Origin of the sequence: Lawsonibacter sp., assembly GCF_022777125.1 — a bacterium.
GTDB lineage: Bacteria > Bacillota > Clostridia > Oscillospirales > Oscillospiraceae > Lawsonibacter_A > Lawsonibacter_A hominis.
Genome location: NZ_JALFGV010000140.1, coordinates 1 through 21662, shown reverse-complemented (window position 1 = coordinate 21662; position 21662 = coordinate 1). Strand labels below are relative to the sequence as shown.

The window sequence follows — 21662 nt, the reverse complement described above, 5'->3', positions numbered from 1 at the left end:
CCGGATTGATCCCGGCCCCCCGCGGCGGTCTTGCGGCCCATCGTTTGGGGCGGATCGGGAAGGGCGGCGGGAAGGGGCAGCCGATCCCGTTCAGATGTCCAGATCCAGCAGGTACGAGCTCAGGCCCTTGCCGTGCATATCCACGGACAGGGAGCGGGTCACGCCGCCGCCCAGGGCGGCGTACATGACGAAGTTGAGCGCGTGGATGTTGGGCAGCTCATAGCGGACCACTTCGCCCTTGACGATGCCCTTGAAGTGCTCCTTCACCCGCTCGGCGGTGACCTTCTCCTTGAGCATCTCATAATCCTTGCCGTCATAGGCGATCAGGGACACGTTGGAGATGTTGCCCTTGTCACCGGTACGGGAATGCGCGATATCCCAGAGTTTCATGATGCATCCTTCCTTTCTGTCCCGATCAGACTTCAAAAAGCTCGGCCTGCGGCTTCACATCGTAGCGGCTGACCAGGATGGAGGCCACGGAGACGATGTCGCGGGTCCGCTTCACAGCGCCGCAGCCGCCTGCGGGGCCGTTGGTATAGAGCGCCTCCACTTCGTTGCCGATCAGATCGGCGTCCGCTTTGGTCTTGGCCCGGCCGGCCACACGGACCCGCACCTCGGAGGGCGCTTCGTTATACTTGTAGTCCGGGTTCCAATACAGGCTGTTGCAGCCGATGAGGTCGAACTTCAGCTCGTCGAACTTACCGGCGGCCACCAGCTCCAGCCGCTCCTTGACGATCTCCAGGGCCAGCTTGGCACGCTCCACACAACCGGGGCCGCCGTAGCTGATCTCGCCGTCGCCGATGAAACAATCCTTATACCCGATGGAGCATTTGAAGGTCTCCGTCTTGGGTTTTCCGGTGGCGCCTTCCGCCTTCACCACGTCGGGAGCGGTCTGGGTGAACTTGACCTGCTTGAAGTTGGCCACCACGTCGGGGGTCAGGTAGACCTCGGGGTCGTGGATCTCGTAGCAGATCTGCTCGGCGCAGGTGTCGGGGGTGACCATGCCGCCCGCCCCGGGCACCTTGGTGACGAAGAAGGAGGCGTCCTCGGATACCTCGATGATGGGGAAGCCCAGATGGCCCACGCCGGGCACGTCCTTTTTGCCCGGCTCGGCGTAGTAGCCGCCGGTGACCTGCCCGCCGCACTCCAGCAGGTGGCCGATCATCGTGCCCTTGCCCAGCTTGTCCCAGTCCTCCAGGGACCAGCCGAATTCATGGATGATGGGCGCCAGGAAGATGGCCGGGTCGGACACACGGCCGGTGATGACCACGTCGGCGCCCATATTCAGCGCCTTCAGGATCCCCTCCACGCCCATGTAGGCGTTGGCGGAGACGATCTCGCCGGGCAGCTTGGACAGGGGCTCATGGGTCTCCCACACCTCGGCATCCCTGTATTTGTCGATGACGGGCAGCAGGTCGTCTCCGGTGACGCAGGCGATCTTCATCCCGGTCAGGCCGTGCCGGCGGGCGATCTCCACACACTTTCGGGCCGCCGCCTGGGGGTTGGCGGAGCCCATGTTGGTAATGACCTTCACCTTGTGCTCCCAGGCCAGGGGAAGCGCCTTCTCCATACGGTGCTCCAAAAGGCCGTTATAGCCCTTGGCGGGGTCTTTCAGCTTGGCCTGCTGGCCGATGGCGATGGTGCGCTCGGCCAGGCACTCGTAGCTGATATAGTCCAGATTGCCCTTCTCAATGAGCTCCAGAGAGGGCTCCAAACGGTCGCCGGCATAGCCGGCGCCGCTGCCGATGCGGATGGTTTTCATGGTAATTGCTCCTTCTTGTTGAAAGTCGCGGCAACAATGGACTGAGGTCTACGGTTAAAAGGAAATACTGTGTGCTTCGGCGGAGCCTTAGACTCGCCTCAGAATCTCCACCAAGCAGCGATAGCAACGGTCAAAGGAAGCTATATCCAGCTTTTCGTCTGGAGTGTGGGCCTGATAATGAGTGGCCACTAGCAGAATCATATCCAGCCAAGGCATATTGCGCAGGAAAAAGCCAATCTCATTACCATAGTGGGCACCAATGGGGCGGATATGCTCGCCATTCTGCTCGAACCATACTTGGTCAAACACATTGTAAAGGGGAGTCCCAGCCTCTACATTGTGGCCGTAGAAGTAGTTTTCTACATGATACTCCACGTCAAATAGTTGGGCCAACAGTCGGCTTTGCTCATCCATATCTAGCATCTTGGAGGTAATGGCGCTGGTGGGGCGGTAGAACCAGCCGATAGAGCTATCTGTGGTCTCAATGGTCTCTAGGCTGAAAGAAGAGATGGGCAGGCCGGGGAAGACCAGGCTGGTATCCACCAGGCCTGCGGGGAGCAGACGAAGCAGGGTGACCACCTTGTCTGTGACATCTTCCGGCATGGCGGGGGATGCATGGGCCTTCTCGCTGAGGGAGAGGGTCATGTTGGGGTCGCTCTCCTTGTGCTCAAACTTAACCTCTTCTAGCACCCGCTGTGCAACCTCCCGGGCCTTGTCCATGTGTTCAAGGGCCAAGGCTATGCGGGCGGTGCAGTCTACGGGAATGGTGGTCTGGCTGCCGCCGTTCAGACTGATGAGTCGGCAGGGCACCTCTTTGCGGATGTAATAGACAATACGTACCACCGTCTTAATGGCGTTGGCCAGTTGACGCTCCTGAAACTGGACGTGGGCTCCAGTTAGTCCGTGAACCTGGATGGCCAGCTCCGCTGCATCCTTCAGAACTTCCCGCTGGAAGCGCTTAGTGAAGCGGGCGTTGGCGGCACCGGCAGCAATGAGCAGGCTGGTACCCTCTAGGTTGCCATCCATGCTAACATACTTCCGGGCCTTCAGCTGGGAGCAATCAAATTTCTGAACGCCGTACAGACCGGGTTCCTCCGCCGTGGTAAAGACACACTCTAATTCCGGGTGCTTCAGGCTCTTGTCCTGCAAAATGGCCAGCATATAAGCCACGGCTACGCCATCATCGGAGCCGCAGGTGGTCTCCTCTGCCATCAGATAACCGTCGTCAGTGACCTTTAGTTTAATGCCTTCGTGCTCAAAGTCAAATGTGCTGTCCGGGCGCTTGTTCCAGATCATGTCCATGTGCCCTTGGAGCATAACTACCTCATGGGCCTCGTAGCCGGGTGTAGCGGGCTTACGTACTACAACATTGTTGGCACTATCCCGGGTATATTCCAGTCCCAAATTCTCGGCAAAGCTGCACACAAAATCGGCAATTTTTTCTTCCTTAAAGCTACCCCGAGGAATAGCGGAAATATCTTCAAACAGCTTGGCATAGGGCTTGTCAGTATGATCGAGCACATATTTCATGGGTGTTTCGGTCCTTTCTTCTCAGATAAGCAGTTTTAGGTGGATAACAGAGACGAGTTAGGTCTTCTGGATGGTGTTTCCTGCAGTGAGCTTACATACCACAAAACCTACCAGAGAAGAAACCGGCAGAATGATATAGACAGGGTGCCAGGAGACGCTCATACCAGTGAGAACCCAGACAATACCCACCAGAATGCCAGAAACGATGCTCCAGCCTGCGGCCCTCGCATTCATTTTCTTCCAGAACATTCCGGCTACTAAGGCAAAGAACATGGGACCGGTAACGCAGGCTATGAGTACCGTGACCAGCTCATTGAGGAAAGACTGTTGGATCATAAAGGTTGGGATAATGGTGATAAATCCGTATGCAAAAGCGATGAGCCGGGTATAGGTCAGCTGGGTGCGTTCGGAGACCTGCCTCTTCTCATAAACAGGCAACAGTAGCTGACGTATGATGGTGCAGATGGCCAGCAGCTGTCCGGCCAGGGTACAGATAACAATCAGGGCAATGGACGCAAAAATAAGTGCGGTGAGCCAGTTTGGGCAGTAAGTGTTAATAACGGTGGCGAAAGCTAGAGAACTGCTGCCGCCCACGTCCAGGTTCATGGCGATACACACCATACCCAGCAGAGCGCAGATGAAACCGCATGGAAGGTTGAGTACGGCACCAAAAAAGATACCCTTTCTGGCGGAAGCGTCATCCTTAGCGATGAGGGAAGGCTGAATGGCGGCCTGCATGGTGAGGAAGGCCACAAAACAGGTCAGAAACCAGCTAAACCAGGTCTTGGGGGGCATGGTAAAGAGGTTGAAGTAGCTTGCGTCCAGGGTGTTGGTCAGTGTGGCAAAGCCGCCGGTCTGGTTCATTACCAGCACCAAGCCGATGGCCATGGCGACATACATCAGGATACAACCCACCTTGCTGACGTAGTTAGCACCGTTGACACCAGAGACCACAGTATAAGAAATGGCCAACACCAGGCCGATGATGCAGGCCCAGGTCAGGTCCAGAGCAGGAATAATGGTGCGGAATACAGTGGTAACGGTGAAAAGCTGAATGGGAATGTAGATAAAACCCATAATCAGATAGGAATAGGAGTAGAGGTTGCTAATGCCGGAGGAATAGCGGTTCTTCATGAAGTTGGAAATGGTGTCTTCTGTAATGTATTTACGCAGGTGGGTAATGAAGAACATAGACAGAATCATGGCTACAGTGCCGGCAATGCCATACCATGCACCGCCGATACCCAGGGTATACCCATTCTGGGCCGCACCAATAGTAGAAGTCCCGCCAATTTGAAATGTAACCAGCAGGATACCTACAGTTACCCAGTTCAGATTCTTACCGCCGTTTGCCCATTGGGCGGCACTTTTTACCTTTCTGCCTGCCAAAATACCGATGAGACATATTACTACGATCAGGATGAACATTAACGCTGCTTTCATGGTCTACCTCCCCAAAATTATGTGTTGTGGCGGTGGCCCGCTGTTTAGCCACACGTTGCATACCCTCTCGCTTTGTATAACAACCGTGTTTGCGTACAGCGGGAATTTGTGTACACACCCGAAACAGAAGCAAGCGGCATGCCAAAATAGGCAGCATAAACAAAAGCTGTAAAAGCTAGAAATCCCAATGGATACACGGGTGGAGGAAATATCCGGGTTCAAAACGAATTCTAAATTTTCAGAACAAGATATGCAAATCGGGGAGTAGAAAAGGCAAGAAAGCTGACACTGTAAGGATTCTTAAAAAATAGAACAAAATTCTAATTCTTTAGAAACAAACGTTTATGAAGCATTAAATTTTTAGAAAACAGATAGTTTGTTGTAGAGGGTAGCCAGAGAAATACCGAGTTCCTTGGCGGTTTTTTTCTTACCCTCCAGCGAGGACCCGTTGTGTTCCAGCAGGGCCAGAATGGTTCGCTTCTCAAAGTCGTGGGTCCGCTGGGCCAGCGTGCGCGGCACGCCGTCCTCCCGGCGCCCCAGGTCGCCGGGCAGCGTGTCGGCGCTGATCAGCCCCGAGGGGGTAAGATAAGCGGAAAACTCCAGAACATTGCGCAGTTCCCGCACGTTGCCCGGCCAGTCGTGCTCCCGCAGGCGCTCCGCGGCGTCCACCGACAGATGAAAATTCCTGCGCAGTTTGTGGGACAGCTCGTCCAGAATGGCCTGGGCCAGGACAGGGACATCGCCCGGACGCTCCCGCAGGGGCGGGATCCGGATGGGAAAGGTGTTCAAACGGTAGTACAGGTCTTTGCGGAATTTGCCGCTGCGGACGTATTCCGGCAGGTCGGCATTGCAGGCTGCGATGACCCGCACGTCCACCTCCGTCTCCTTTACCGCCCCGACCGGACGCACCCGATGCTCCTGGAGGGCCCGCAGCAGCTTGGCCTGGAGGCTGATGTCCATTTCAGACACCTCGTCCAGGAACAGGGTGCCGCCGTCGGCGGCCTCGAACAGGCCCACCTTGCCGCCCTTCCGCGCCCCGGTAAAGGCCCCCTCCGCATAGCCGAACAGCTCGGAGTCCAGCAGCTGCGCGTTGAAGTTGGAGCAGTTGATCGCCACGAAGACCCCCTCCTGCCGGGGGCTGGCATTGTGAATGGCCTGCGCATAGAGTTCCTTGCCGGTGCCGCTTTCCGAGGCCAGCAGCACGGTGGCGTCGGTGGCGGCGATCTTCTGCGCCAGCTCCTTGGCCTGCACGGCGGCGGGACTCACGGCCACGATATCGTCAAACGTATAACGGGCTCCGTTGGCGCGGTTGATGCTGCGCAGCACCTGACGGCTGCGGGCTTCCATCGCCTCCAGCTCCTCCCGGGCCTGATAGGCGTCCTCCAAAAAGGTCACGACCGAGAGCCCGCCTACCAGCAGGCCATTCTGATAAATCGGGTACATGTTGACAAAATAGAAATCCTCGATCTCCTTGCGGGTAATGTGAAGAATGGGCTTTCCCGCCTCCAGCACCTCCGGCAGACGGGCGCCCGGCCGCAGGTCCCGCAGGCGGTAGCCCTCGATCTCCCCGATATCGCCCCCGGCCTCTTTGTTCAGAAACGAGCGGTAGGCCCGGTTGCCGAAGACGATCTTTCCTTCGATGTCGATGATGGTAACGCCTTCGCTCATGGCGTCAAACGCGGCCCGCGCCGCGGCATTGAGTTGCATCGTCCCATCTCCTTCCCGTAGGGGTATTGTATCCTCGCGCGGTCCAAAACGCAATACCATCCGCGCTTTGGGTCCGGTCTTCCGGCGCTGCGGCATTGTCTTTTGCCGCTAAAAGTGCTATCCTATTTTTAAAATCTGCAGGTGCAGGCGTATTCGTCCGGCCCTTCGGTCAAATTCCTGCCGCGCTGCGGCTAGGCCCCGCGCGCAGGCGTCGATCCCACAGACTGCGTGAAAACGCCCTGGAGACGCCTTCGAAGTTCATCAGGAAATGGGTGTATCAATTCCGTGACCACTCCTGCAACAAAAACGCGCGTATCCATGCGCAGGAAATACCTGTTCCGCCTGACCTTCCGCATCGCCGCGGCTCTGGCCGCACTGCTGCTGCGGCTGCTGCGGCCGGAGGTCTTTGCCGTTCTGGACGGGGCGGCCTTTTTCCGCGGTTTTTCCGTGCTCCACCTGTTCTGGCTGGTCTGGGCGGGCGACATGGTCCTCCAGCTGCTCCCCCTGCGCCGGCATATGGCGCTCGGTTCCCAGAAGCAGTTCTCCCGCTGCCGTATCCCGACCGGGCGCGCTCCGGACCGGGCGGCCCTGCGCACGTTCGTCCGCCAGAGCGACCAGACCGCCGGAGCGGTCTTTCTGCTGTGGCTGCTCCTCACTCTGGCGGTCGGTCTGCTCTACCGTACGCGGGTGCTGGGAAAGGCAGAGCTTTTTCTGCTCTGTGTATGCTTTTATGTATGCGACCTGATCTGTGTGCTCTTCTTCTGCCCTTTCCGGATCTTCTTTCTGAAAAACCGCTGCTGCGCTACCTGCCGCATCTTCAATTGGGACCACCTGATGATGTTCAGTCCCTTCGTCTTCGCGGCGGGCTTTTTCACCCTGAGCCTCTTTTTTCTGGCCCTGCTGGTGTTTGTGGTCTGGGAAGCGGCGTTTCATCTCCATCCGGAGCGCTTTTGGGAGCAGACCAACGCCGCCCTGGGCTGTGCGGCATGTACCGACCGCCTATGCGGCCGCGCCCTGTAACGCATGCGCCCGCCCCGCTCCAAACCGGTGGCCGCAACGCCCCGTTCCCCGGCCGGAACAGGTCTTGCGCCCTTTTCCGGCCAGCCAAAACGCCCCGCGCGTCAGTGACGCGCGGGGCGTTTTGGCTGGCCGGTCCGGCTGCGTTTCAGTGGTTGAGCAGGCGCACCCGCAGCACGCCGTCAATGGCGCGGATCTCATTGGCGACGCTGTCGCTGACCCGGCTGCCCACATCCACCACAGTGTAGGCGTAGTCCTTCTTGGACTTGTTGGTCATATTCTCCACGTTGACCCCATCCTTGGACAGCACGCCGGTGATCTGGGCGATGATGCCCGGGGTGTTGCGGTGGATGACGCACAGGCGGGAGATGCCGCTCCACTCCTGCACCAGGGTGGGCAGGTTGACGGAGTTTTTGATGTTGCCGTTCTCCAGGTAATCCCGCATCTGCTGGGCAGCCATGACGGCGCAGTTCTCCTCGCTCTCGGGGGTGGAGGCGCCCAGATGGGGGATGGGGATGACGTTTTTGCCCTGGAGGATCTTGTTGTTGGGAAAGTCGGTGACATAGGCCGCCACCTTGCCGCACTCCAGCGCGGCCAGCATGTCGTCGTCGTTGACCAGTCCGCCCCGGGCCAGGTTGATGATGCGCACGTTGCCCTTCATCATATGGATGGAATCCTCGTTGATCATCCCGCGGGTCTCGGAGGTCTGCGGAACATGGATGGTGATGTAGTCACAGTTTTTATAAATGGTCTCCAGATCCATGGCCCGGTGCACCAGGCGGGACAGAGAGAGCGCCGCGTCTACGGACAGGAAGGGATCGTAGCCGAAGACGGTCATGCCCAGCTTGGTGGCGATATTGGCCACCTGCACGCCGATGGCGCCCAGGCCGATGACGCCCAGCATCTTGCCGGAGAGTTCCGGGCCCACGAACTGGCTCTTGCCCTTCTCCACCACTTTCTCCACGTCTGCTCCGGCGCCGGCCTGCTCCCGCACCCAGGCGGAGCCGCCCACCACGTTGCGGGAGGACAGCAGCAGAGCGCACACGGCCAGTTCCTTGACGGCGTTGGCGTTGGCGCCGGGGGTGTTGAAGACCACGACGCCCGCCTCGGAGCAGCGGTCGATGGGGATATTATTGGTGCCCGCCCCCGCCCGGGCGATGCAGCGCAGGGCGTCGGGGAAGGGATACTCGTGCATGTCGGCGGAACGGACGAGGATGCCGTCCTCATTCTCCACATCTCCGCTGACGGAGAAGCGGGTTTGATCCAGCACGGACAGCCCGGCCGGGGAAATCTTATTCAGCGTCTTGATCCGGAACATCGTTGTCCCTCCTCCTTCAATTGTTTTGATCGAACGCGCGGATAAAATCGCACAGCTTCTCCACGCCCTCGGTGGGCATGGCGTTGTAAATGGAAGCGCGCATCCCGCCCACGCTGCGGTGGCCCTTCAGGTTGGTAAAGCCGGCCTCCACGCTCTGCTTGACGAACTGGGCATCCAGCTCGTCGCTGCCGGTGCGGAAGACCACGTTCATATCGGACCGGGAGCCGGGCTCCACCGCGCAGGTGAACCGGCGGGACGAATCGATCACGTCGTAGAGCATCTGGGCCTTGGAGTGCTTGATGGCCTCCATGCCGGGAATGCCGCCCTTCTCCTCCAGCCAGTCCAGCACCAGGCCCAGGATGTAGATGCACCAGCAGGGCGGTGTATTGTACATGGAGTCCTTGTCAATCATGGTCTTGTAATTCATCATCAGCGGGGTATAGGGCAGTTCCTGCCCGGCCAGATCCTCCCGGATGACCACCACGGTCAGACCCGCGGGGGCCATGTTCTTCTGTGCGCCGGCGAAGAGGATGCCGTACTTGCTCACGTCCACCGGACGGGAGAGGATGTCCGAGGACATATCGCACACGATGGGCACGTTGCCGGTCTCGGGCACGTACTGCCACTCGGTGCCGTAGATGGTGTTGTTGGCGCAGTAATAGAAATAGGACGCCTCAGGGTCCAGCTCCAGCTGCTCCTGCGCGGGGATATAGGTGTGGTTCCGGTCCTCGGAGGAGGCGGCCAGATGGATCTGGCCGAACTTCTTGGCCTCCTTGTAGGCGATATTGGAGAAGTTGCCCGTGACGGCGTAATCGGCCTTGCCGGTCCTGCCGATCAGGTTCAGGGGCGCCATAGAGAACTGGGCGGAAGCGCCGCCCTGCAGGAAGAGGACCTTATAGCCCTCAGGCACGCCCAGCATCTTGCGGAACTTGGCCTGGGTATCGTCAAAGATCTTCTGAAACACCTTAGATCGATGGCTCATCTCCATGACGGACATGCCGGAGCCCTGGTAATTCGTGATTTCAGAACCGGCTCTCTCAAGCACCTCCAGCGGCAGCATGGACGGGCCTGCGGAGAAATTGTACACGCGCTCGTTTCCCATGATAGATGGCCTCCTCGATTTCCTTCCAAATTTCAGGCGCGGCGGGCGGGATTCCACCGCTTTACCTTGATAAAGTTGATTATATCGGATTGCCGTGTGCCATGTCAATGCTGGGAATATCCAAAACTGTGCCGTTCACCAGGAAAAGTTTGTGAATATTTGAACGAAGCCTTGGCATATCCCCTGAATCTGTGGTACAATGTCGGCGTATATAGAAGCTTGATTTATCATGAGGGGGACAAAGCCTATGCGGCTTGCCGAGATCAAAGGGATCCTGAACGCCACGGTATTGTGGGGTGAGGACAAGCTGGACCGGGAGGTCTTTTCCGCCTGCGGCAGCGATTTTATGAGCGACGTGCTTGCGTTTGTCAAAAACCAGGCGCTGCTGCTCACGGGCCTGGTCAATCCGCAGGTGATCCGCACCGCGGATATGGTGGAGATGAAGTGCGTGGTCTTCGTCCGCGGAAAGATGCCCGGTATGGACATCCTGCACCTGGCGGAAGAGCGGGATATCGTTGTGATGACCTGTCCCAAGCGTATGTACGAGGCCTGCGGCCTGTTATATTCCAAAGGATTGCGAGGAAACTGCGATGGAGACAATTAAGCTGGTCTACCCTGTGGAGGGCGGCGACATGATCGAGGCCGGCGAGGCCTCCAGCAAGATGAAGCTCACCCTGAAGAAGCTGGGCCTGCCCCAGGATGTGATCCGCCGCGCCTCGATCTGCATGTACGAGGGCGAGATCAACATGGTCATCCACGCCGACGGCGGCGAGGCGGAGGTCGAGGTGGACATGGACCGCATCGTCCTGCGTATGACCGACACCGGTCCCGGTATCCCCGATGTGGAGCAGGCCATGCAGGAGGGCTACTCCACCGCAGGCCCCACCGCCCGGGAGCTGGGCTTTGGCGCGGGCATGGGCCTGCCCAACATGAAGCGTTATTCCGATGAGATGACCATTGAAACCGAGGTAGGCAAGGGCACTGTGGTCACCGTCGTGATCAAAATTCCCCAGTGAGGAATCATCCAGCCAAAGGAGGTGAGAGGGCCCCATGAGCATGAGGCATTCCGTAGTCCTGGATGACAGGCGCTGCCGGGGCTGCACCTCCTGCATCAAGTGCTGCCCCACGGAGGCGATCCGTGTGCGCGGGCGCAAGGCCACCATTCTGCCCGACCGCTGCATCGACTGCGGCAATTGTATCCGCGTGTGTCCCCACAAGGCCATCAAGTCCGTGGGCGACGCTCTGGAGCGGCTGAAGGAGTTTTCTTACTGCGTGGCGCTGCCCGAGCCCGCGCTTTACACACAGTTCCAGCACCTGGACGATGTGGACATCGTTCTGAACGGCCTTTTGAAGATCGGCTTTCACAAGGTCTGGGAGGTGGCCCGTGCGGCCGAGCTGATCTCGGCCTTTGAGCATGAATGCGTCCTGCGCCGGGGGCGTCCGGCGGTAACGCCCCAAATCTCCTCCTCCTGCCCCACCGTGATGCGGCTGATCCGCATGCGCTTCCCAAAGCTCATCGACCATGTGGCCTGCACCATCCTGCCGATGGAACTGGCCGCTATCCTGGCCCGGCGGGAGGCGGAGGCCGAGACCGGCCTTGCGCCGGAGCAGATCGGCGTATTCGCCATCGTGCCCTGTTCGTCCAAGGTTACCGCCGCCCGGGTCTCCCAGGGACTGCGGGAACCGGTGCTGGACGGAGCCTTCGCCGTCCGGGACGTATACCTGCGCCTGCTGACCCCCATGCGGGAGCTGGAACGGGTGGAGCCCCACTCCACTGCGGGCGCCCTGGGCCTGAGCTGGGCGGCCTGCGGCGGAGAGAGCGCGGCCCGCGCCAGCGAGGGCTGCGTGGCGGTGGACGGGATCGAAAACGTCATCCGCATGCTGGAGGAGATCGAAGACGGCCGCCTGCCCGAGGCGGATTTCCTGGAGCTTTCCGCCTGTACGCAAGGCTGTGTGGGCGGCTGCTTCAATGTGGAAAATCCTTACGCTGCAAAAATGCGCCTGCGCGGCTTGATGAAGGGCCTGCCGGAAACGCGCAGCAGCTTCACCCTCCAGGGGCCGGCGCAGGAGATCGTGCGGCGGGACAAGCAGCTGCAATACCTGCCCGCCTTCCTGCTAGACGAGGATCGGGAGGCGGCCATGGCCAAGCAGCTGCGCATCCAGGCGCTGGAATCCCACCTACCCGGCCTCCACTGCGGCTCCTGCGGGGCCCCTTCCTGCCATGCCTTTGCGGAGGATGTGGTGCTGGGCCGTGCCTCTGAGGACGACTGCATCTTCAAAGTACGGGCCCGGATGCGGGATATGGCCGGAGAAGGCGGGGCAGATGAGTACCTGCCCGCTCCCTTCCGCCGCCAGCAGCCCTTGCATCACGACTGAACACGGCCGCCGCAAGAAGCATGGGTCTTGCGGCGGCCGTGTTTTCGTTTTTCCGGACGGGGGCTTCCGGCCATGATGCTGCGCGGGCGGCGCCGGCAGGCCGCTACCGCCCTCCTTTTCCTTTCCGGCGCAGCGCAAACAGGTCTCCCAGCACCGGTACGCGGGAAACGAGCTCATACAGCCCCAGGCAGATGGCCAGGGTGAGCCCCAGGCAGAGCAGATAGTTCCAACCGGCGGGCAGATTCAGCCAGCTGGTCACCCCCCAGGTACACACCGTCAGGACCAGATAGTGGAACTGATAGAGGGCGAACCCCCGGGCGCTTATGTATCGGGTCAGGCGGTTCTCCCGATCCCCCCAGGCCCGCGCGCAGCCCACGGCGGCCAGTGTCATGCACCAGCCAAACAGGGTGGTAACCGGGTCTTCCACAAAGGCAGCGTCGGCAAAGCTTTTGCCGAACCACCGCGCCAGCACCCAGACCAGCAGCGCCCCGGACGCCCCCAGCAGGGGCAGATGAAATCGCTGGAGCCGCTGCGTCACCTCGTCGTGTGCGAAGAGGAAGTACCCCGCCAAAAACAGTACGAAGTAGAGCAGATAGCGGTTGGTGGCGTTCAGCACCTGGGAACCGGCCCAGAACAGGAGCCAAAGGCCCAGCAGTACGGGCATGCCCGCCCGGCCGCACAGATCGTAGAACCGGCCGCTCCGGTCCAGCCTGCGCAAGGGCAGCAGCAGCAGGGTGACGAGAAACAGCGCCAGCAGGAACCACTGCGGCCCCATGCCCATGAGGGCCAGAAAGAACAGCGCAATGGCGGGCGAGGGGAAATAGGCGATCATCTCGCCCACCGAGCCTCCCTTGACGGCGAAGGCGAAGCTGACCAGCGGTATCCCCAGCAGGACCACCCCCGCCGCAAAGGGGATCAGCAGTTTGCGCACCCGCGCCGCCAGAAACCGCCCCGTGCTCTGCTCTTCCAGGGCATACCGGGCGCTGATCCCGGCCAGCAGAAACATACAGGGCATAAACCACGGATAACAGAAGTAGGCGATGGCGTCCAGAGCGGGAATGCCGGGGGCGTTCACATTCATCGGCACCCCCGCGCTGTTGAAAAAGCAAACCAGGTGATGGAGCACCACCAGCAGAATGATGACCCAGCGCAGGTTATCCAGCCAAATCCGCCTCACGCTTCCTCGCCGCCCTTCCGCCGGAAGGCGCGCTCCAGCGCCTCCACATTGGCCAGGAACACCTTGGGGTCCACCAGGGCCAGGCCCCGGTTCTCCCTTCCCTCATCTCCAAGCAGCATCAGCTGATCCCCCGGCCGGATGCCAAAGATCTCCCGGGCGCGCTTGGGGATGACGATCTGTCCCCGCTCCCCCACGGTCACCAGGCCAAACATGTGCTTTCCCTTGGGCGGCACTCCAACGCCGGTCTTCGCGCGGTCGTGGCGCACCAGGTCGTCCAGGGTCACATGGTACAGCTCCGCCAGGGCGGCGCAGTTGTTCAGATCGGGAGCGCGTTCCCCGCTCTCCCACTTGGCCACCGCCTGACGGGTCACGCCGATGCGCTCGGCCACCTGTTCCAGCGTGAGTTTGTTCCAGCTTCTCAGATCCCGCAGATTGGAAGCAAGCGTCTCATTCCTATCATTCATACTTTTCACACCTCTTTTTCACAGTATACCCTTGCGGCGCAGCGAGTGCAACCAACCGCCGCTTACGTTTTCCGTTCGATTCTGTTGACAAACAAGGAGGCGTCCCCATGACGGTACAGACATTGAAAGAAATGCTTTCCCTGACGGAATTCCATCTGGCCGAGCCGGAGCGGGAGGTGTCCGGCGGCTACGCCGGCGACCTGCTCTCCTGGGTCATGGGCCGGGCAGAGGCGGGTTCGGCCTGGCTGACCATCATGTCCAATCAAAACGTGGCCGCCGTAGCCCTGATGGCCGACGCGGCCTGTGTGGTGCTCACCGAAGGCGTCCAACCCGATCCGGACCTGCTCCGCCGCGCCCGGGAAAAGGGCGTCAACCTGCTGGGCACCGCCCTGCCCACCTATGCCGCCGCCTGCGCCCTGGGCCGGTCGCTTGGACTTTAGCGGGCCACGCCCGTCTGTGATTCGGGAGGTGTCCGCCCTTGAAACTCTACTATGACCTGCATCTGCACTCCTGCCTTTCGCCCTGCGGGAGCGACGACATGACCCCCGCCGACCTGGCCGCCATGTGCGCCCTGGCCGGCCTGGACGTGGTCGCCCTCACCGACCACAACACCGCCGGTAACTGCGCCGCCTTCTGCCGGGCGGCGCAGCGCAACGGCCTGCTGGCACTGGCGGGCATGGAGCTGTGTACCCGGGAAGAAATCCATATGATCTGCCTCTTCCCCACGGTCCAAGCGGCCGAGGGATTCTCCCGGCAGGTGGCCCGCCGCCTGCCCCCGCTGAAAAACAGGCCGGAGCTCTTCGGCCATCAGTACTATATGGATGAATGGGACCTGGTATTGGGGGAGGAGCGCGCCATGCTCCTCGCCGCCGCCGACATCGGCGTGGGCGAGGCGGGGGCGCTGGCGGCCCGCTTCGGCGGCGTGGCTTATCCCGCCCACATTGACCGCGCCAGCTTCTCGCTTCTTTCGGTGCTGGGTCTGTGGGAGCCGTCCCTCGGTTTTTCTCTGGCGGAGGTATCCCCCCGCTGCTCCCCGGAATTCCGGCAGCGGAGCGACTTGACCGGCGTCCGCCTCATCACTTCCTCCGACGCGCACAGTCTGGACCAGGTATGGACGGCGGAGCATGCCATGGACCTGCCTGAGGCGACGACCCACGCCGTTTTGGAATATCTTCGGGGCGATCTGCCATTTTAGTCTTTACAAGCTACTTACTTTATGGTAAGCTTCTAATAATCGTTAATCGTTTAACAATAACAGAATTGCAGACCACATTTTAAACTCATCATTTCAGAAGGGAAGGGACACATTCATGCCAAACTGCAAAACCGTGGTCCCCTATCGGGGCACGCCCGAGCAGGAGGAACGGCTGCGGCAGGTCATCGCGTCGCACAAGGGGCAGCCCGGAGCGACCATGCCGGTCCTCCAGGCCGCGCAGGAGATCTTCGGATACCTGCCGGAGGAGGTCCAGGTCATGGTGGCGGAGGGGCTGGATATTCCCCTGTCGGAGGTATACGGCGTGGCCTCGTTTTACGCGCAGTTCACGCTGAACCCCAAGGGAAAGTATCAGATCTCCATCTGTCTGGGCACCGCCTGCTATGTCAAGGGCGCCGCCGCCATTCTCAGCGCCGTGGAGCAGAAGCTGGGCATCGCCCCCGGCGCGATCACCGCCGACGGCAAGTTTTCGCTGGATTCCTGCCGCTGTGTGGGCGCCTGCGGCCTGGCCCCCGTCATGATGATCAACAACGACGTCTACGGCCGCCTTACCCCGGACCAGGTGGGGCCGATCCTCGATATGTACAAATGAAAGACCTTTCCCTCCACATCCTGGATATCGCCCAGAACTCCATTACCGCCGGGGCCAGACATCTGGACCTTACGCTCACGGAGGAGGCGGGACAGATCGCCTTCACGGTGACGGATGACGGCTGCGGCATGTCGCGCGCACTGCTGGAGCAGGTCAGCGACCCCTTCACCACCACCCGTACGACCCGGAAGATGGGCCTGGGCATCCCCCTGCTGCGCATGGCGGCGGAGCAGACCGGCGGCAGCGTGGAAATCACGAGTACGGAAGGGGCCGGCACCACGCTGCGGGCCGTGTTCAACGCGGCGCATATCGACTGCCCTCCACCGGGCGACATGGGAGATACCCTCTCCCTGCTCATCCAGGGCGCGCCCGCGCTGGAGATCGTCTACACCCGCGCAGCGCACGGCCGCCGCTTTCGCCTGGACACCGCCGAGCTGCGGGAGCAGCTGGGGCCCCAGGTCTCCCTGGCACAGCCGGAGGTGGCCCTCTGGGTTCGGGATTATATCCGGGAGCAGGAGGCCGCGCTGCACTCCCCCGAGCCGCGAACCGCAAGCGGCGATCGACCGTAGAAGGAAATGAAATAAGGAGAGAACTGTATGAAGAGCCTTGCAGATTTGCAGGCCATCCGCGAGAAGATGCAGCGTCAGATGGACCTGCGGGACGCGGACGGCGACCAGATCCGCGTGGTGGTAGGCATGGCCACCTGCGGCATCGCGGCGGGCGCGCGGCCCGTTTTGACCGCCTTTTTGGAAGAGATCGAAAAACGCGACCTGAAAAACATCACCGTGGCTCAGACCGGCTGCATCGGCGTGTGCCGGCTGGAGCCCATCGTGGAGGTATACGTTCCGGGGCAGGAGAAGGTCACCTATGTGAAGATGTCCCCGGACAAGGTGCCCGCCGTCGTCAGCGAGCACCTTGTCAACGGCCGCGTGGTGACGGACTACACCATCGGCGCGGCGGAATAGGGGGGGCAGTCATATGAGTCTGATCCGTTCCCACATCCTGGTGTGCACCGGCACCGGCTGCTCCTCCTCCCAGAGCCCCAAGATCATTGCGGAATTTGAAAAACAGCTGGCCGCCCAGGGCATGGACCGGGAGGCCAAGGTGGTACGCACCGGCTGTTTCGGCCTGTGCGCGCTGGGCCCCATCGTCACCATCTATCCCGAGGGTGCTTGTTACACCCACGTAAGCGTGGAGGACGTGGAGGAGATCGTCTCCGAGCACATCGTCAAGGGCCGCATCGTCAAGCGCCTGCTCAACCGCGGCGGCGAGGGCGAGGGCCCCGCCACCTCTCTGACCGAGACCCGCTTCTACAAGCACCAGCAGCGTATCGCCCTGCGCAACTGCGGCGTCATCGACCCGGAGAATATTGACGAGTACATCGGCGCGGACGGCTATTCCGCCTTGGGCAGGATCCTCACCGAGCGCATCCCGCCCCAGCAGGTCATCGACACGGTGAAGGCCTCCGGCCTCCGGGGCCGGGGCGGCGCGGGCTTCCCCACCGGCATGAAGTGGCAGTTCACCCACGACGCGGTCAGTCCCGACGGCATCAAATACGTCTGCTGCAACGCCGACGAGGGCGACCCCGGCGCCTTCATGGACCGCTCCGTACTGGAGGGCGATCCCCATGCCATTCTGGAGGCTATGACCATCGCGGGCTACGCCGTGGGCGCCCATCAGGGCTATATCTACGTGCGGGCGGAATACCCCATCGCCGTCAAACGCCTGGAGACAGCCATCCGTCAGGCAAAGGAATACGGCCTGCTGGGGGAGAACATCTTCGAATCCGGCTTCGACTTCGACCTGGAGCTGCGCCTGGGCGCGGGCGCCTTCGTCTGCGGCGAGGAGACCGCGCTGATGCGTTCCATCGAGGGCCATCGGGGCGAGCCCAAGACCCGCCCCCCCTTCCCCGCCAACAAGGGCCTGTTCGACCGGCCCACCCTGCTCAACAATGTGGAGACCTACGCCAACATTACCTGGATCTTCAACCACGGGCCCGAAGCGTTTGCCGCCATCGGCACGGAGAAGAGCAAGGGCACCAAGGTCTTCGCGCTGGGCGGAAAGATCACCAACACAGGTCTGGTCGAGATCCCCATGGGCACCACCCTGCGCACGGTGGTGGAGGAGATCGGCGGCGGCGTGCCCGGCGGCAAGAAGTTCAAGGCCGCCCAGACCGGCGGCCCCTCGGGCGGCTGTATCCCCGCCTCCCTCATCGACACGCCCATCGACTATGAGTCTCTTGGCGCCATCGGCTCCATGATGGGCTCCGGCGGCCTGATCGTCATGGACGAGGACAACTGCATGGTGGATATCGCCAAGTTCTTCCTGGAGTTTATCGTGGACGAATCCTGCGGCAAGTGTTCGCCCTGCCGCATCGGCACCAAGCGCCTGCTGGAGCTGCTGACCAAGATCACCGAGGGCAACGGCGAGCCGGAGGACCTGGATACCATCGAAGAGCTGTGCAACCACATCAAGCAGTCCGCCCTGTGCGGCCTGGGCCAGACCGCGCCCAACCCGGTGCTCTCCACCCTGCGCCACTTCCGGGATGAATACGAGGCCCACGTATACGAGAAGCGCTGCCCCGCCGGGGTGTGCAAGGCACTGATTCAATACCTGGTGGATCCCAGCAAGTGCAAGGGCTGCACCCGCTGCGCCCGCGGCTGTCCCACCGGCGCCATCTCCGGCGCGGTACGCGCGCCCCATATCATCAATCAGTCCAAGTGCATCAAATGCGGCGCCTGTATGGACCACTGCCGCTTTGACGCCATCTACAAGCAGTAAGGGAGGGAGACGGACATGGACAAGAAGATGGTATCCCTGCGCATCAACGACATCCCCGTCACCGTTCCCGAGGGGACTACGGTGCTGGAGGCCGCCCGCTCTGCGGGCTTCAACATCCCCTCTCTGTGCTATCTCAAGGACGTCAACGAGATCGGTGCCTGCCGCATTTGTGTGGTGGAGGTAAAGGGGGCCAAAAGTCTGGTGGCCTCCTGTGTGTACCCCGTGGCTGAGGGCATGGAGGTGCATACCAACACGGAGCGGGTGCGTCAGTCCCGGCGGCTGACGCTGGAGCTCATCCTCTCCAACCACCGGATGGACTGTCTCACCTGCGCCCGCAACGCCCACTGTGAGCTGCGCCAGCTGGCCAGCGACCTGGGCATCGACGCGGTGCGCTACGCGCCCGACGATCTGATGCCCCGGATCGAGGACTCTGCGCCTCATCTGGTGCGGGACAACTCCAAGTGCGTGCTCTGCCGCCGCTGCACCGCCGTGTGCCGGGCCACCCAGGAGGTAGGCGTGATCGGCTGCAACGACCGCGGCTTTGACACCCACATCGGCTGCGCCTTCGACCGGGATCTGGCGGAGGTGGACTGCGTGTCCTGCGGCCAGTGCATCGTGGCCTGTCCCACCGGCGCGCTCCAGGAGAAGGACGATACCGGCAAGGTCCTCGCCGCCTTGTCCGACCCTGCCAAGCATGTGGTGGTCGGCCCCGCCCCTTCCATCCGGGTCACACTGGGCGAGTGCTTCGGCCTGCCCGTAGGCGCCAATGTGGAGGGCAAGATGGTCACCGCCCTGCGCCGTCTGGGCTTCGACCGGATCTTTGATGTGGATACCGCCGCCGACTTTACCATTATGGAGGAGGGCACCGAGTTTCTTCACCGCCTTCACGGCGGAGGCGCGCTGCCCCTCATCACCTCCTGCTCCCCCGGATGGATCCGCTACTGTGAGCAGCACGCCCCCGACATGATCCCCAACCTGTCCACCTGCAAGTCCCCCCAGCAGATGTTCGGCAGTCTGGTGAAGACCTACTACGCCGAACAGGCGGGCATCGACCCCCACGATATCTTCGTGGTGTCCATCATGCCCTGTACCGCCAAAAAGTACGAGGTGCTCCGGGAGGAGCAGCGGCTGCCCAACGGCTGCATGCCGGTGGACGTCTCTCTGACTACCCGCGAGCTGGGCCGTATGATCACCCAGGCCGGCCTGCTCTTTGACCACCTGCCCGACGGCTCGTTCGACGAGATGCTGGGCGTCTCCACCGGCGCGGCCGCCATCTTCGGCGCTTCCGGCGGCGTGATGGAAGCCGCTCTGCGCACCGTGGTGGAGCAGCTTACCGGCGACCCCATGGCCCCCCTGGAATTTACCGAGGTGCGGGGCATGCAGGGCGTGAAGGAGGCCAGCTATCCCCTGCCCGGCCGCACCGTACGGGTCTGCGTGGCCTCCGGCCTGCACAACGTAAAGCTGGTGCTGGACGGCGTTCGGGACGGTAGCCTGCACTACGACTTTATCGAGTTCATGGCCTGCCCCGGCGGATGCATCAACGGCGGCGGGCAGCCCATCCAGCATGCCGACGTGCGCAACTTTACCGATATCAAGGCCCTCCGTGCCGCCGCCCTGTACCGCCAGGATGAGGATATGGAGTACCGCCGCAGCCATGAAAACCCCGTGGTCCAGACCCTCTACCAGGTCTATCTGGACGGCCCCGGCTCCCATAAGGCCCATTCACTGCTCCACTGCTCCTACCTCAAGCAGAAGCGCTACCGGCTCCGCTAGCGCCGGCTGAGCGGCTTCTTCTGCCGCCTGTCGTCTCCAGCTTTGAATACAACCGGCCCGCAGACGCCATCCAGACGTCTGCGGGCCGGTTTTCACAGTGGACGCGGGAGGACGTTTCTGTTATGATATTCCACGACAGGAGGGAAATCGGCATGAATGTATTTCTTTCAGCGGACCTTGAAGGCACGGCCTTTGCCGTCACCCGGGAGTCCCTGCGCCCCGGCGGGCACGACTATGAGCGCAGCCGTCAGGAAATGACGCTGGAGGTCCTGGCCGCCGCGGAAGGGGCCCGTGCCGCCGGAGCGGACCGGGTGGTGGTCCGGGACGCCCACGGCCCCGGCATCAACCTCTACCCCGAACAGATGCCCGACTATGTGGAGCTTATCCGCGGCTGGAGCTATGAGCCAAGGATGATGGTGGAAGGATTGGACGAGCATTTCGACGCCGCGCTTTTCGTGGGCTACCACAGCGCGGCCGGCCAGGAGGGCAACGCACTCAGCCACACCATCTCCGGCGCGGCGCTCCACTCCATCCGCGTCAACGGTCAGCCCGCATCGGAGTTTTTGATCTACAGCTGGCTGGCAGCCTACTACGGCGTGCCCAGCGTCCTGCTCACCGGAGATCGCGCCCTGTGTGAGGCGGGCAAGGCGCTGCATCCCGCTCTGGTGACCGTGCCGGTGCGGAACGATGTGGGCGGGCGGGCGCAAAGCCTCAGCTCACCGGCCGCCTGCCGCCTGATCCGCGCGGCGGCGGAACAGGCGCTGCGTCAGGATCTGCAGGCCGCGCGGATCTCCCTGCCGGAGCATTTTCAAGTGCAGCTGTGCTATAAGGATCACGCCATGGCTTACCGGAAAAGCTTCTACCCCGGCGCCGCATGGGCGGATCCCTGCACCATCGTGTTTGAATCCGACGACTGGTATGAGGTCAATCGTTTTTTTGCCTTTACGATCCTGTAACGGCATAGAAAAAAGGCCTGCTGCGCTGGCAGCAGGCCTTTTTATGCTGTTTAGTCGGTAACAAAGGGCAGCAGCGCAATCTGACGGGCGCGCTTGATGGCCTCGGTCAGCTGACGCTGATGCATGGCGCAGGTGCCGGTGGTGCGGCGGGGCAGGATCTTGCTCCGCTCGGACAGGAACCGGCGCAGCTTCACGGCATCCTTATAATCAATATGCTCCACCTTATCCACACAGAAGGTGCAGACCTTGCGGCGCTTGCGGCCGCGGGGAGCCCGGTTTTCACGTTCCATAGCCATGAGAGTAACCTCCTTTTACGACCATATACGGTCTAAGATTTAAAACGGCAGCTCGCCGTCGTCGTCAGAGAGTTCGGCAAACTGGTCGCCGCCCATGGAGGGGGCGCCGTAGCCGGAGGGGGCCGCAGGCGCGGCCGGAGCAGCGGGGGAAGCGT

Annotated in this window: 22 protein-coding genes; 12 read left to right on the top strand and 10 right to left on the bottom strand. The window is 61.5% G+C overall.

Translation table 11 applies throughout. From position 1 onward, the window contains the following. Window positions 1–90: 90 nt before the first annotated feature. From MR825_RS11370 to MR825_RS11350, 5 genes are all read right to left on the bottom strand, one after another. Window positions 91–390: an AtuA-related protein gene (locus tag MR825_RS11370; protein WP_186907647.1), complete on the bottom strand. Its 300-nt coding sequence runs from the start codon at window positions 388–390 to the stop codon at window positions 91–93. A gap of 25 nt (window positions 391–415) precedes the next feature. After that, window positions 416–1762, bottom strand: a complete 1347-nt coding sequence (locus MR825_RS11365; protein ID WP_186907646.1) for an acyclic terpene utilization AtuA family protein — start codon at window positions 1760–1762, stop codon at window positions 416–418. Between the two features lie 87 nt (window positions 1763–1849). Beyond that, window positions 1850–3292 (bottom strand): M20/M25/M40 family metallo-hydrolase, encoded by a 1443-nt coding sequence (locus MR825_RS11360; RefSeq protein ID WP_186907645.1) that lies wholly within the window; start codon window positions 3290–3292, stop codon window positions 1850–1852. A 57-nt stretch (window positions 3293–3349) separates the two neighbouring features. Then, the gene (locus MR825_RS11355; protein ID WP_186907644.1) at window positions 3350–4735 is read right to left on the bottom strand and encodes a sodium:solute symporter family protein; all 1386 of its coding nucleotides are present in this window, start codon (window positions 4733–4735) and stop codon (window positions 3350–3352) included. A 360-nt stretch (window positions 4736–5095) separates the two neighbouring features. Beyond that, a complete protein-coding gene (locus tag MR825_RS11350; protein WP_287880790.1) occupies window positions 5096–6442 on the bottom strand; it encodes a sigma-54 interaction domain-containing protein in 1347 nt (448 codons plus the stop codon). Window positions 6443–6760: 318 nt separating this feature from the next. Between MR825_RS11350 and MR825_RS11345 the strand changes: the two genes are divergently transcribed. Continuing rightward, complete coding sequence (locus MR825_RS11345) at window positions 6761–7462, top strand: hypothetical protein (RefSeq protein WP_287880788.1); 702 nt, start codon at window positions 6761–6763, stop codon at window positions 7460–7462. Window positions 7463–7607: 145 nt separating this feature from the next. On the opposite strand, the gene MR825_RS11340 is transcribed toward MR825_RS11345, so the two are convergent. Continuing rightward, window positions 7608–8777, bottom strand: coding sequence for a phosphoglycerate dehydrogenase (locus MR825_RS11340; protein WP_186907641.1), 1170 nt, complete (start codon window positions 8775–8777; stop codon window positions 7608–7610). A gap of 16 nt (window positions 8778–8793) precedes the next feature. Continuing rightward, on the bottom strand, window positions 8794–9879 hold the full coding sequence (gene serC, locus MR825_RS11335) for a 3-phosphoserine/phosphohydroxythreonine transaminase (protein WP_287880786.1): 1086 nt from the start codon (window positions 9877–9879) through the stop codon (window positions 8794–8796). Window positions 9880–10126: 247 nt separating this feature from the next. On the opposite strand from serC, the gene MR825_RS11330 reads away from it, so the two are divergent. The 3 genes from MR825_RS11330 to MR825_RS11320 are packed head-to-tail and all read left to right on the top strand — an operon-like array spanning window position 10127 to window position 12255. Beyond that, window positions 10127–10483, top strand: a complete 357-nt coding sequence (locus tag MR825_RS11330; RefSeq protein ID WP_186907639.1) for a hypothetical protein — start codon at window positions 10127–10129, stop codon at window positions 10481–10483. Further along, window positions 10470–10895 carry an ATP-binding protein gene (locus MR825_RS11325; RefSeq protein ID WP_186907638.1) on the top strand — a complete coding sequence of 142 codons (426 nt, stop codon included), beginning with the start codon at window positions 10470–10472 and terminating at the stop codon, window positions 10893–10895. The genes MR825_RS11330 and MR825_RS11325 overlap by 14 nt, the downstream gene beginning before the upstream one ends. 34 nt (window positions 10896–10929) lie before the next feature. Beyond that, the gene (locus tag MR825_RS11320) at window positions 10930–12255 is read left to right on the top strand and encodes a [Fe-Fe] hydrogenase large subunit C-terminal domain-containing protein (protein ID WP_186907637.1); all 1326 of its coding nucleotides are present in this window, start codon (window positions 10930–10932) and stop codon (window positions 12253–12255) included. A gap of 103 nt (window positions 12256–12358) precedes the next feature. On the opposite strand, the gene MR825_RS11315 is transcribed toward MR825_RS11320, so the two are convergent. Continuing rightward, complete coding sequence (locus MR825_RS11315) at window positions 12359–13432, bottom strand: acyltransferase family protein (RefSeq protein WP_186907636.1); 1074 nt, start codon at window positions 13430–13432, stop codon at window positions 12359–12361. After that, window positions 13429–13896, bottom strand: coding sequence for a helix-turn-helix domain-containing protein (locus tag MR825_RS14425; RefSeq protein ID WP_186907635.1), 468 nt, complete (start codon window positions 13894–13896; stop codon window positions 13429–13431). Before MR825_RS14425 ends, MR825_RS11315 begins: the two co-directional genes overlap by 4 nt. Window positions 13897–14003: 107 nt before the next feature. Here MR825_RS14425 and MR825_RS11300 point away from each other — a divergent pair, with 107 nt between their 5' ends. The 8 genes from MR825_RS11300 to MR825_RS11265 all read left to right on the top strand — a co-directional run bounded on the left by MR825_RS11300 (window position 14004) and on the right by MR825_RS11265 (window position 21211). Further along, window positions 14004–14336: a DRTGG domain-containing protein gene (locus tag MR825_RS11300; RefSeq protein WP_186907634.1), complete on the top strand. Its 333-nt coding sequence runs from the start codon at window positions 14004–14006 to the stop codon at window positions 14334–14336. A gap of 38 nt (window positions 14337–14374) precedes the next feature. After that, the gene (locus tag MR825_RS11295; protein WP_186907633.1) at window positions 14375–15091 is read left to right on the top strand and encodes a PHP domain-containing protein; all 717 of its coding nucleotides are present in this window, start codon (window positions 14375–14377) and stop codon (window positions 15089–15091) included. Window positions 15092–15206: 115 nt separating this feature from the next. Beyond that, window positions 15207–15701 carry an NADH-quinone oxidoreductase subunit NuoE gene (gene nuoE, locus MR825_RS11290; protein WP_186907632.1) on the top strand — a complete coding sequence of 165 codons (495 nt, stop codon included), beginning with the start codon at window positions 15207–15209 and terminating at the stop codon, window positions 15699–15701. After that, window positions 15698–16270 carry an ATP-binding protein gene (locus MR825_RS11285; protein ID WP_256174865.1) on the top strand — a complete coding sequence of 191 codons (573 nt, stop codon included), beginning with the start codon at window positions 15698–15700 and terminating at the stop codon, window positions 16268–16270. Before nuoE ends, MR825_RS11285 begins: the two co-directional genes overlap by 4 nt. Window positions 16271–16297: 27 nt before the next feature. Continuing rightward, the gene (locus MR825_RS11280; RefSeq protein ID WP_186907630.1) at window positions 16298–16666 is read left to right on the top strand and encodes a (2Fe-2S) ferredoxin domain-containing protein; all 369 of its coding nucleotides are present in this window, start codon (window positions 16298–16300) and stop codon (window positions 16664–16666) included. 13 nt (window positions 16667–16679) lie between these two features. Continuing rightward, the gene (locus MR825_RS11275; RefSeq protein WP_186907629.1) at window positions 16680–18482 is read left to right on the top strand and encodes an NADH-quinone oxidoreductase subunit NuoF; all 1803 of its coding nucleotides are present in this window, start codon (window positions 16680–16682) and stop codon (window positions 18480–18482) included. Between the two features lie 15 nt (window positions 18483–18497). Then, on the top strand, window positions 18498–20255 hold the full coding sequence (locus MR825_RS11270) for an NADH-dependent [FeFe] hydrogenase, group A6 (protein WP_186907628.1): 1758 nt from the start codon (window positions 18498–18500) through the stop codon (window positions 20253–20255). Between the two features lie 152 nt (window positions 20256–20407). Continuing rightward, a complete protein-coding gene (locus MR825_RS11265) occupies window positions 20408–21211 on the top strand; it encodes a M55 family metallopeptidase (protein WP_186907627.1) in 804 nt (267 codons plus the stop codon). Window positions 21212–21261: 50 nt separating this feature from the next. Here MR825_RS11265 and rpsR read toward each other — a convergent pair whose 3' ends face one another. Then, complete coding sequence (gene rpsR, locus MR825_RS11260; RefSeq protein ID WP_287880781.1) at window positions 21262–21507, bottom strand: 30S ribosomal protein S18; 246 nt, start codon at window positions 21505–21507, stop codon at window positions 21262–21264. Window positions 21508–21662: the final 155 nt, after the last annotated feature.

Excerpts from the sequence above, each read along its gene's own strand:
- MR825_RS11355 (WP_186907644.1), bottom strand. The coding sequence starts at position 4,735 with ATGAAAGCAGCGTTAATGTTCATCCTGATCGTAGTAATATGTCTCATC.
- MR825_RS11320 (WP_186907637.1), top strand. The coding sequence starts at position 10,930 with ATGAGCATGAGGCATTCCGTAGTCCTGGATGACAGGCGCTGCCGGGGC.
- MR825_RS11270 (WP_186907628.1), top strand. The coding sequence starts at position 18,498 with ATGGACAAGAAGATGGTATCCCTGCGCATCAACGACATCCCCGTCACC.
- MR825_RS11350 (WP_287880790.1), bottom strand. The coding sequence starts at position 6,442 with ATGCAACTCAATGCCGCGGCGCGGGCCGCGTTTGACGCCATGAGCGAA.
- MR825_RS14425 (WP_186907635.1), bottom strand. The coding sequence starts at position 13,896 with ATGAATGATAGGAATGAGACGCTTGCTTCCAATCTGCGGGATCTGAGA.
- MR825_RS11360 (WP_186907645.1), bottom strand. The coding sequence starts at position 3,292 with ATGAAATATGTGCTCGATCATACTGACAAGCCCTATGCCAAGCTGTTT.
- MR825_RS11370 (WP_186907647.1), bottom strand. The coding sequence starts at position 390 with ATGAAACTCTGGGATATCGCGCATTCCCGTACCGGTGACAAGGGCAAC.
- MR825_RS11365 (WP_186907646.1), bottom strand. The coding sequence starts at position 1,762 with ATGAAAACCATCCGCATCGGCAGCGGCGCCGGCTATGCCGGCGACCGT.
- MR825_RS11330 (WP_186907639.1), top strand. The coding sequence starts at position 10,127 with ATGCGGCTTGCCGAGATCAAAGGGATCCTGAACGCCACGGTATTGTGG.
- MR825_RS11265 (WP_186907627.1), top strand. The coding sequence starts at position 20,408 with ATGAATGTATTTCTTTCAGCGGACCTTGAAGGCACGGCCTTTGCCGTC.
- MR825_RS11340 (WP_186907641.1), bottom strand. The coding sequence starts at position 8,777 with ATGTTCCGGATCAAGACGCTGAATAAGATTTCCCCGGCCGGGCTGTCC.
- MR825_RS11285 (WP_256174865.1), top strand. The coding sequence starts at position 15,698 with ATGAAAGACCTTTCCCTCCACATCCTGGATATCGCCCAGAACTCCATT.
- rpsR (WP_287880781.1), bottom strand. The coding sequence starts at position 21,507 with ATGGCTATGGAACGTGAAAACCGGGCTCCCCGCGGCCGCAAGCGCCGC.
- serC (WP_287880786.1), bottom strand. The coding sequence starts at position 9,879 with ATGGGAAACGAGCGCGTGTACAATTTCTCCGCAGGCCCGTCCATGCTG.
- MR825_RS11275 (WP_186907629.1), top strand. The coding sequence starts at position 16,680 with ATGAGTCTGATCCGTTCCCACATCCTGGTGTGCACCGGCACCGGCTGC.
- MR825_RS11280 (WP_186907630.1), top strand. The coding sequence starts at position 16,298 with ATGAAGAGCCTTGCAGATTTGCAGGCCATCCGCGAGAAGATGCAGCGT.
- nuoE (WP_186907632.1), top strand. The coding sequence starts at position 15,207 with ATGCCAAACTGCAAAACCGTGGTCCCCTATCGGGGCACGCCCGAGCAG.
- MR825_RS11300 (WP_186907634.1), top strand. The coding sequence starts at position 14,004 with ATGACGGTACAGACATTGAAAGAAATGCTTTCCCTGACGGAATTCCAT.
- MR825_RS11345 (WP_287880788.1), top strand. The coding sequence starts at position 6,761 with ATGCGCAGGAAATACCTGTTCCGCCTGACCTTCCGCATCGCCGCGGCT.
- MR825_RS11325 (WP_186907638.1), top strand. The coding sequence starts at position 10,470 with ATGGAGACAATTAAGCTGGTCTACCCTGTGGAGGGCGGCGACATGATC.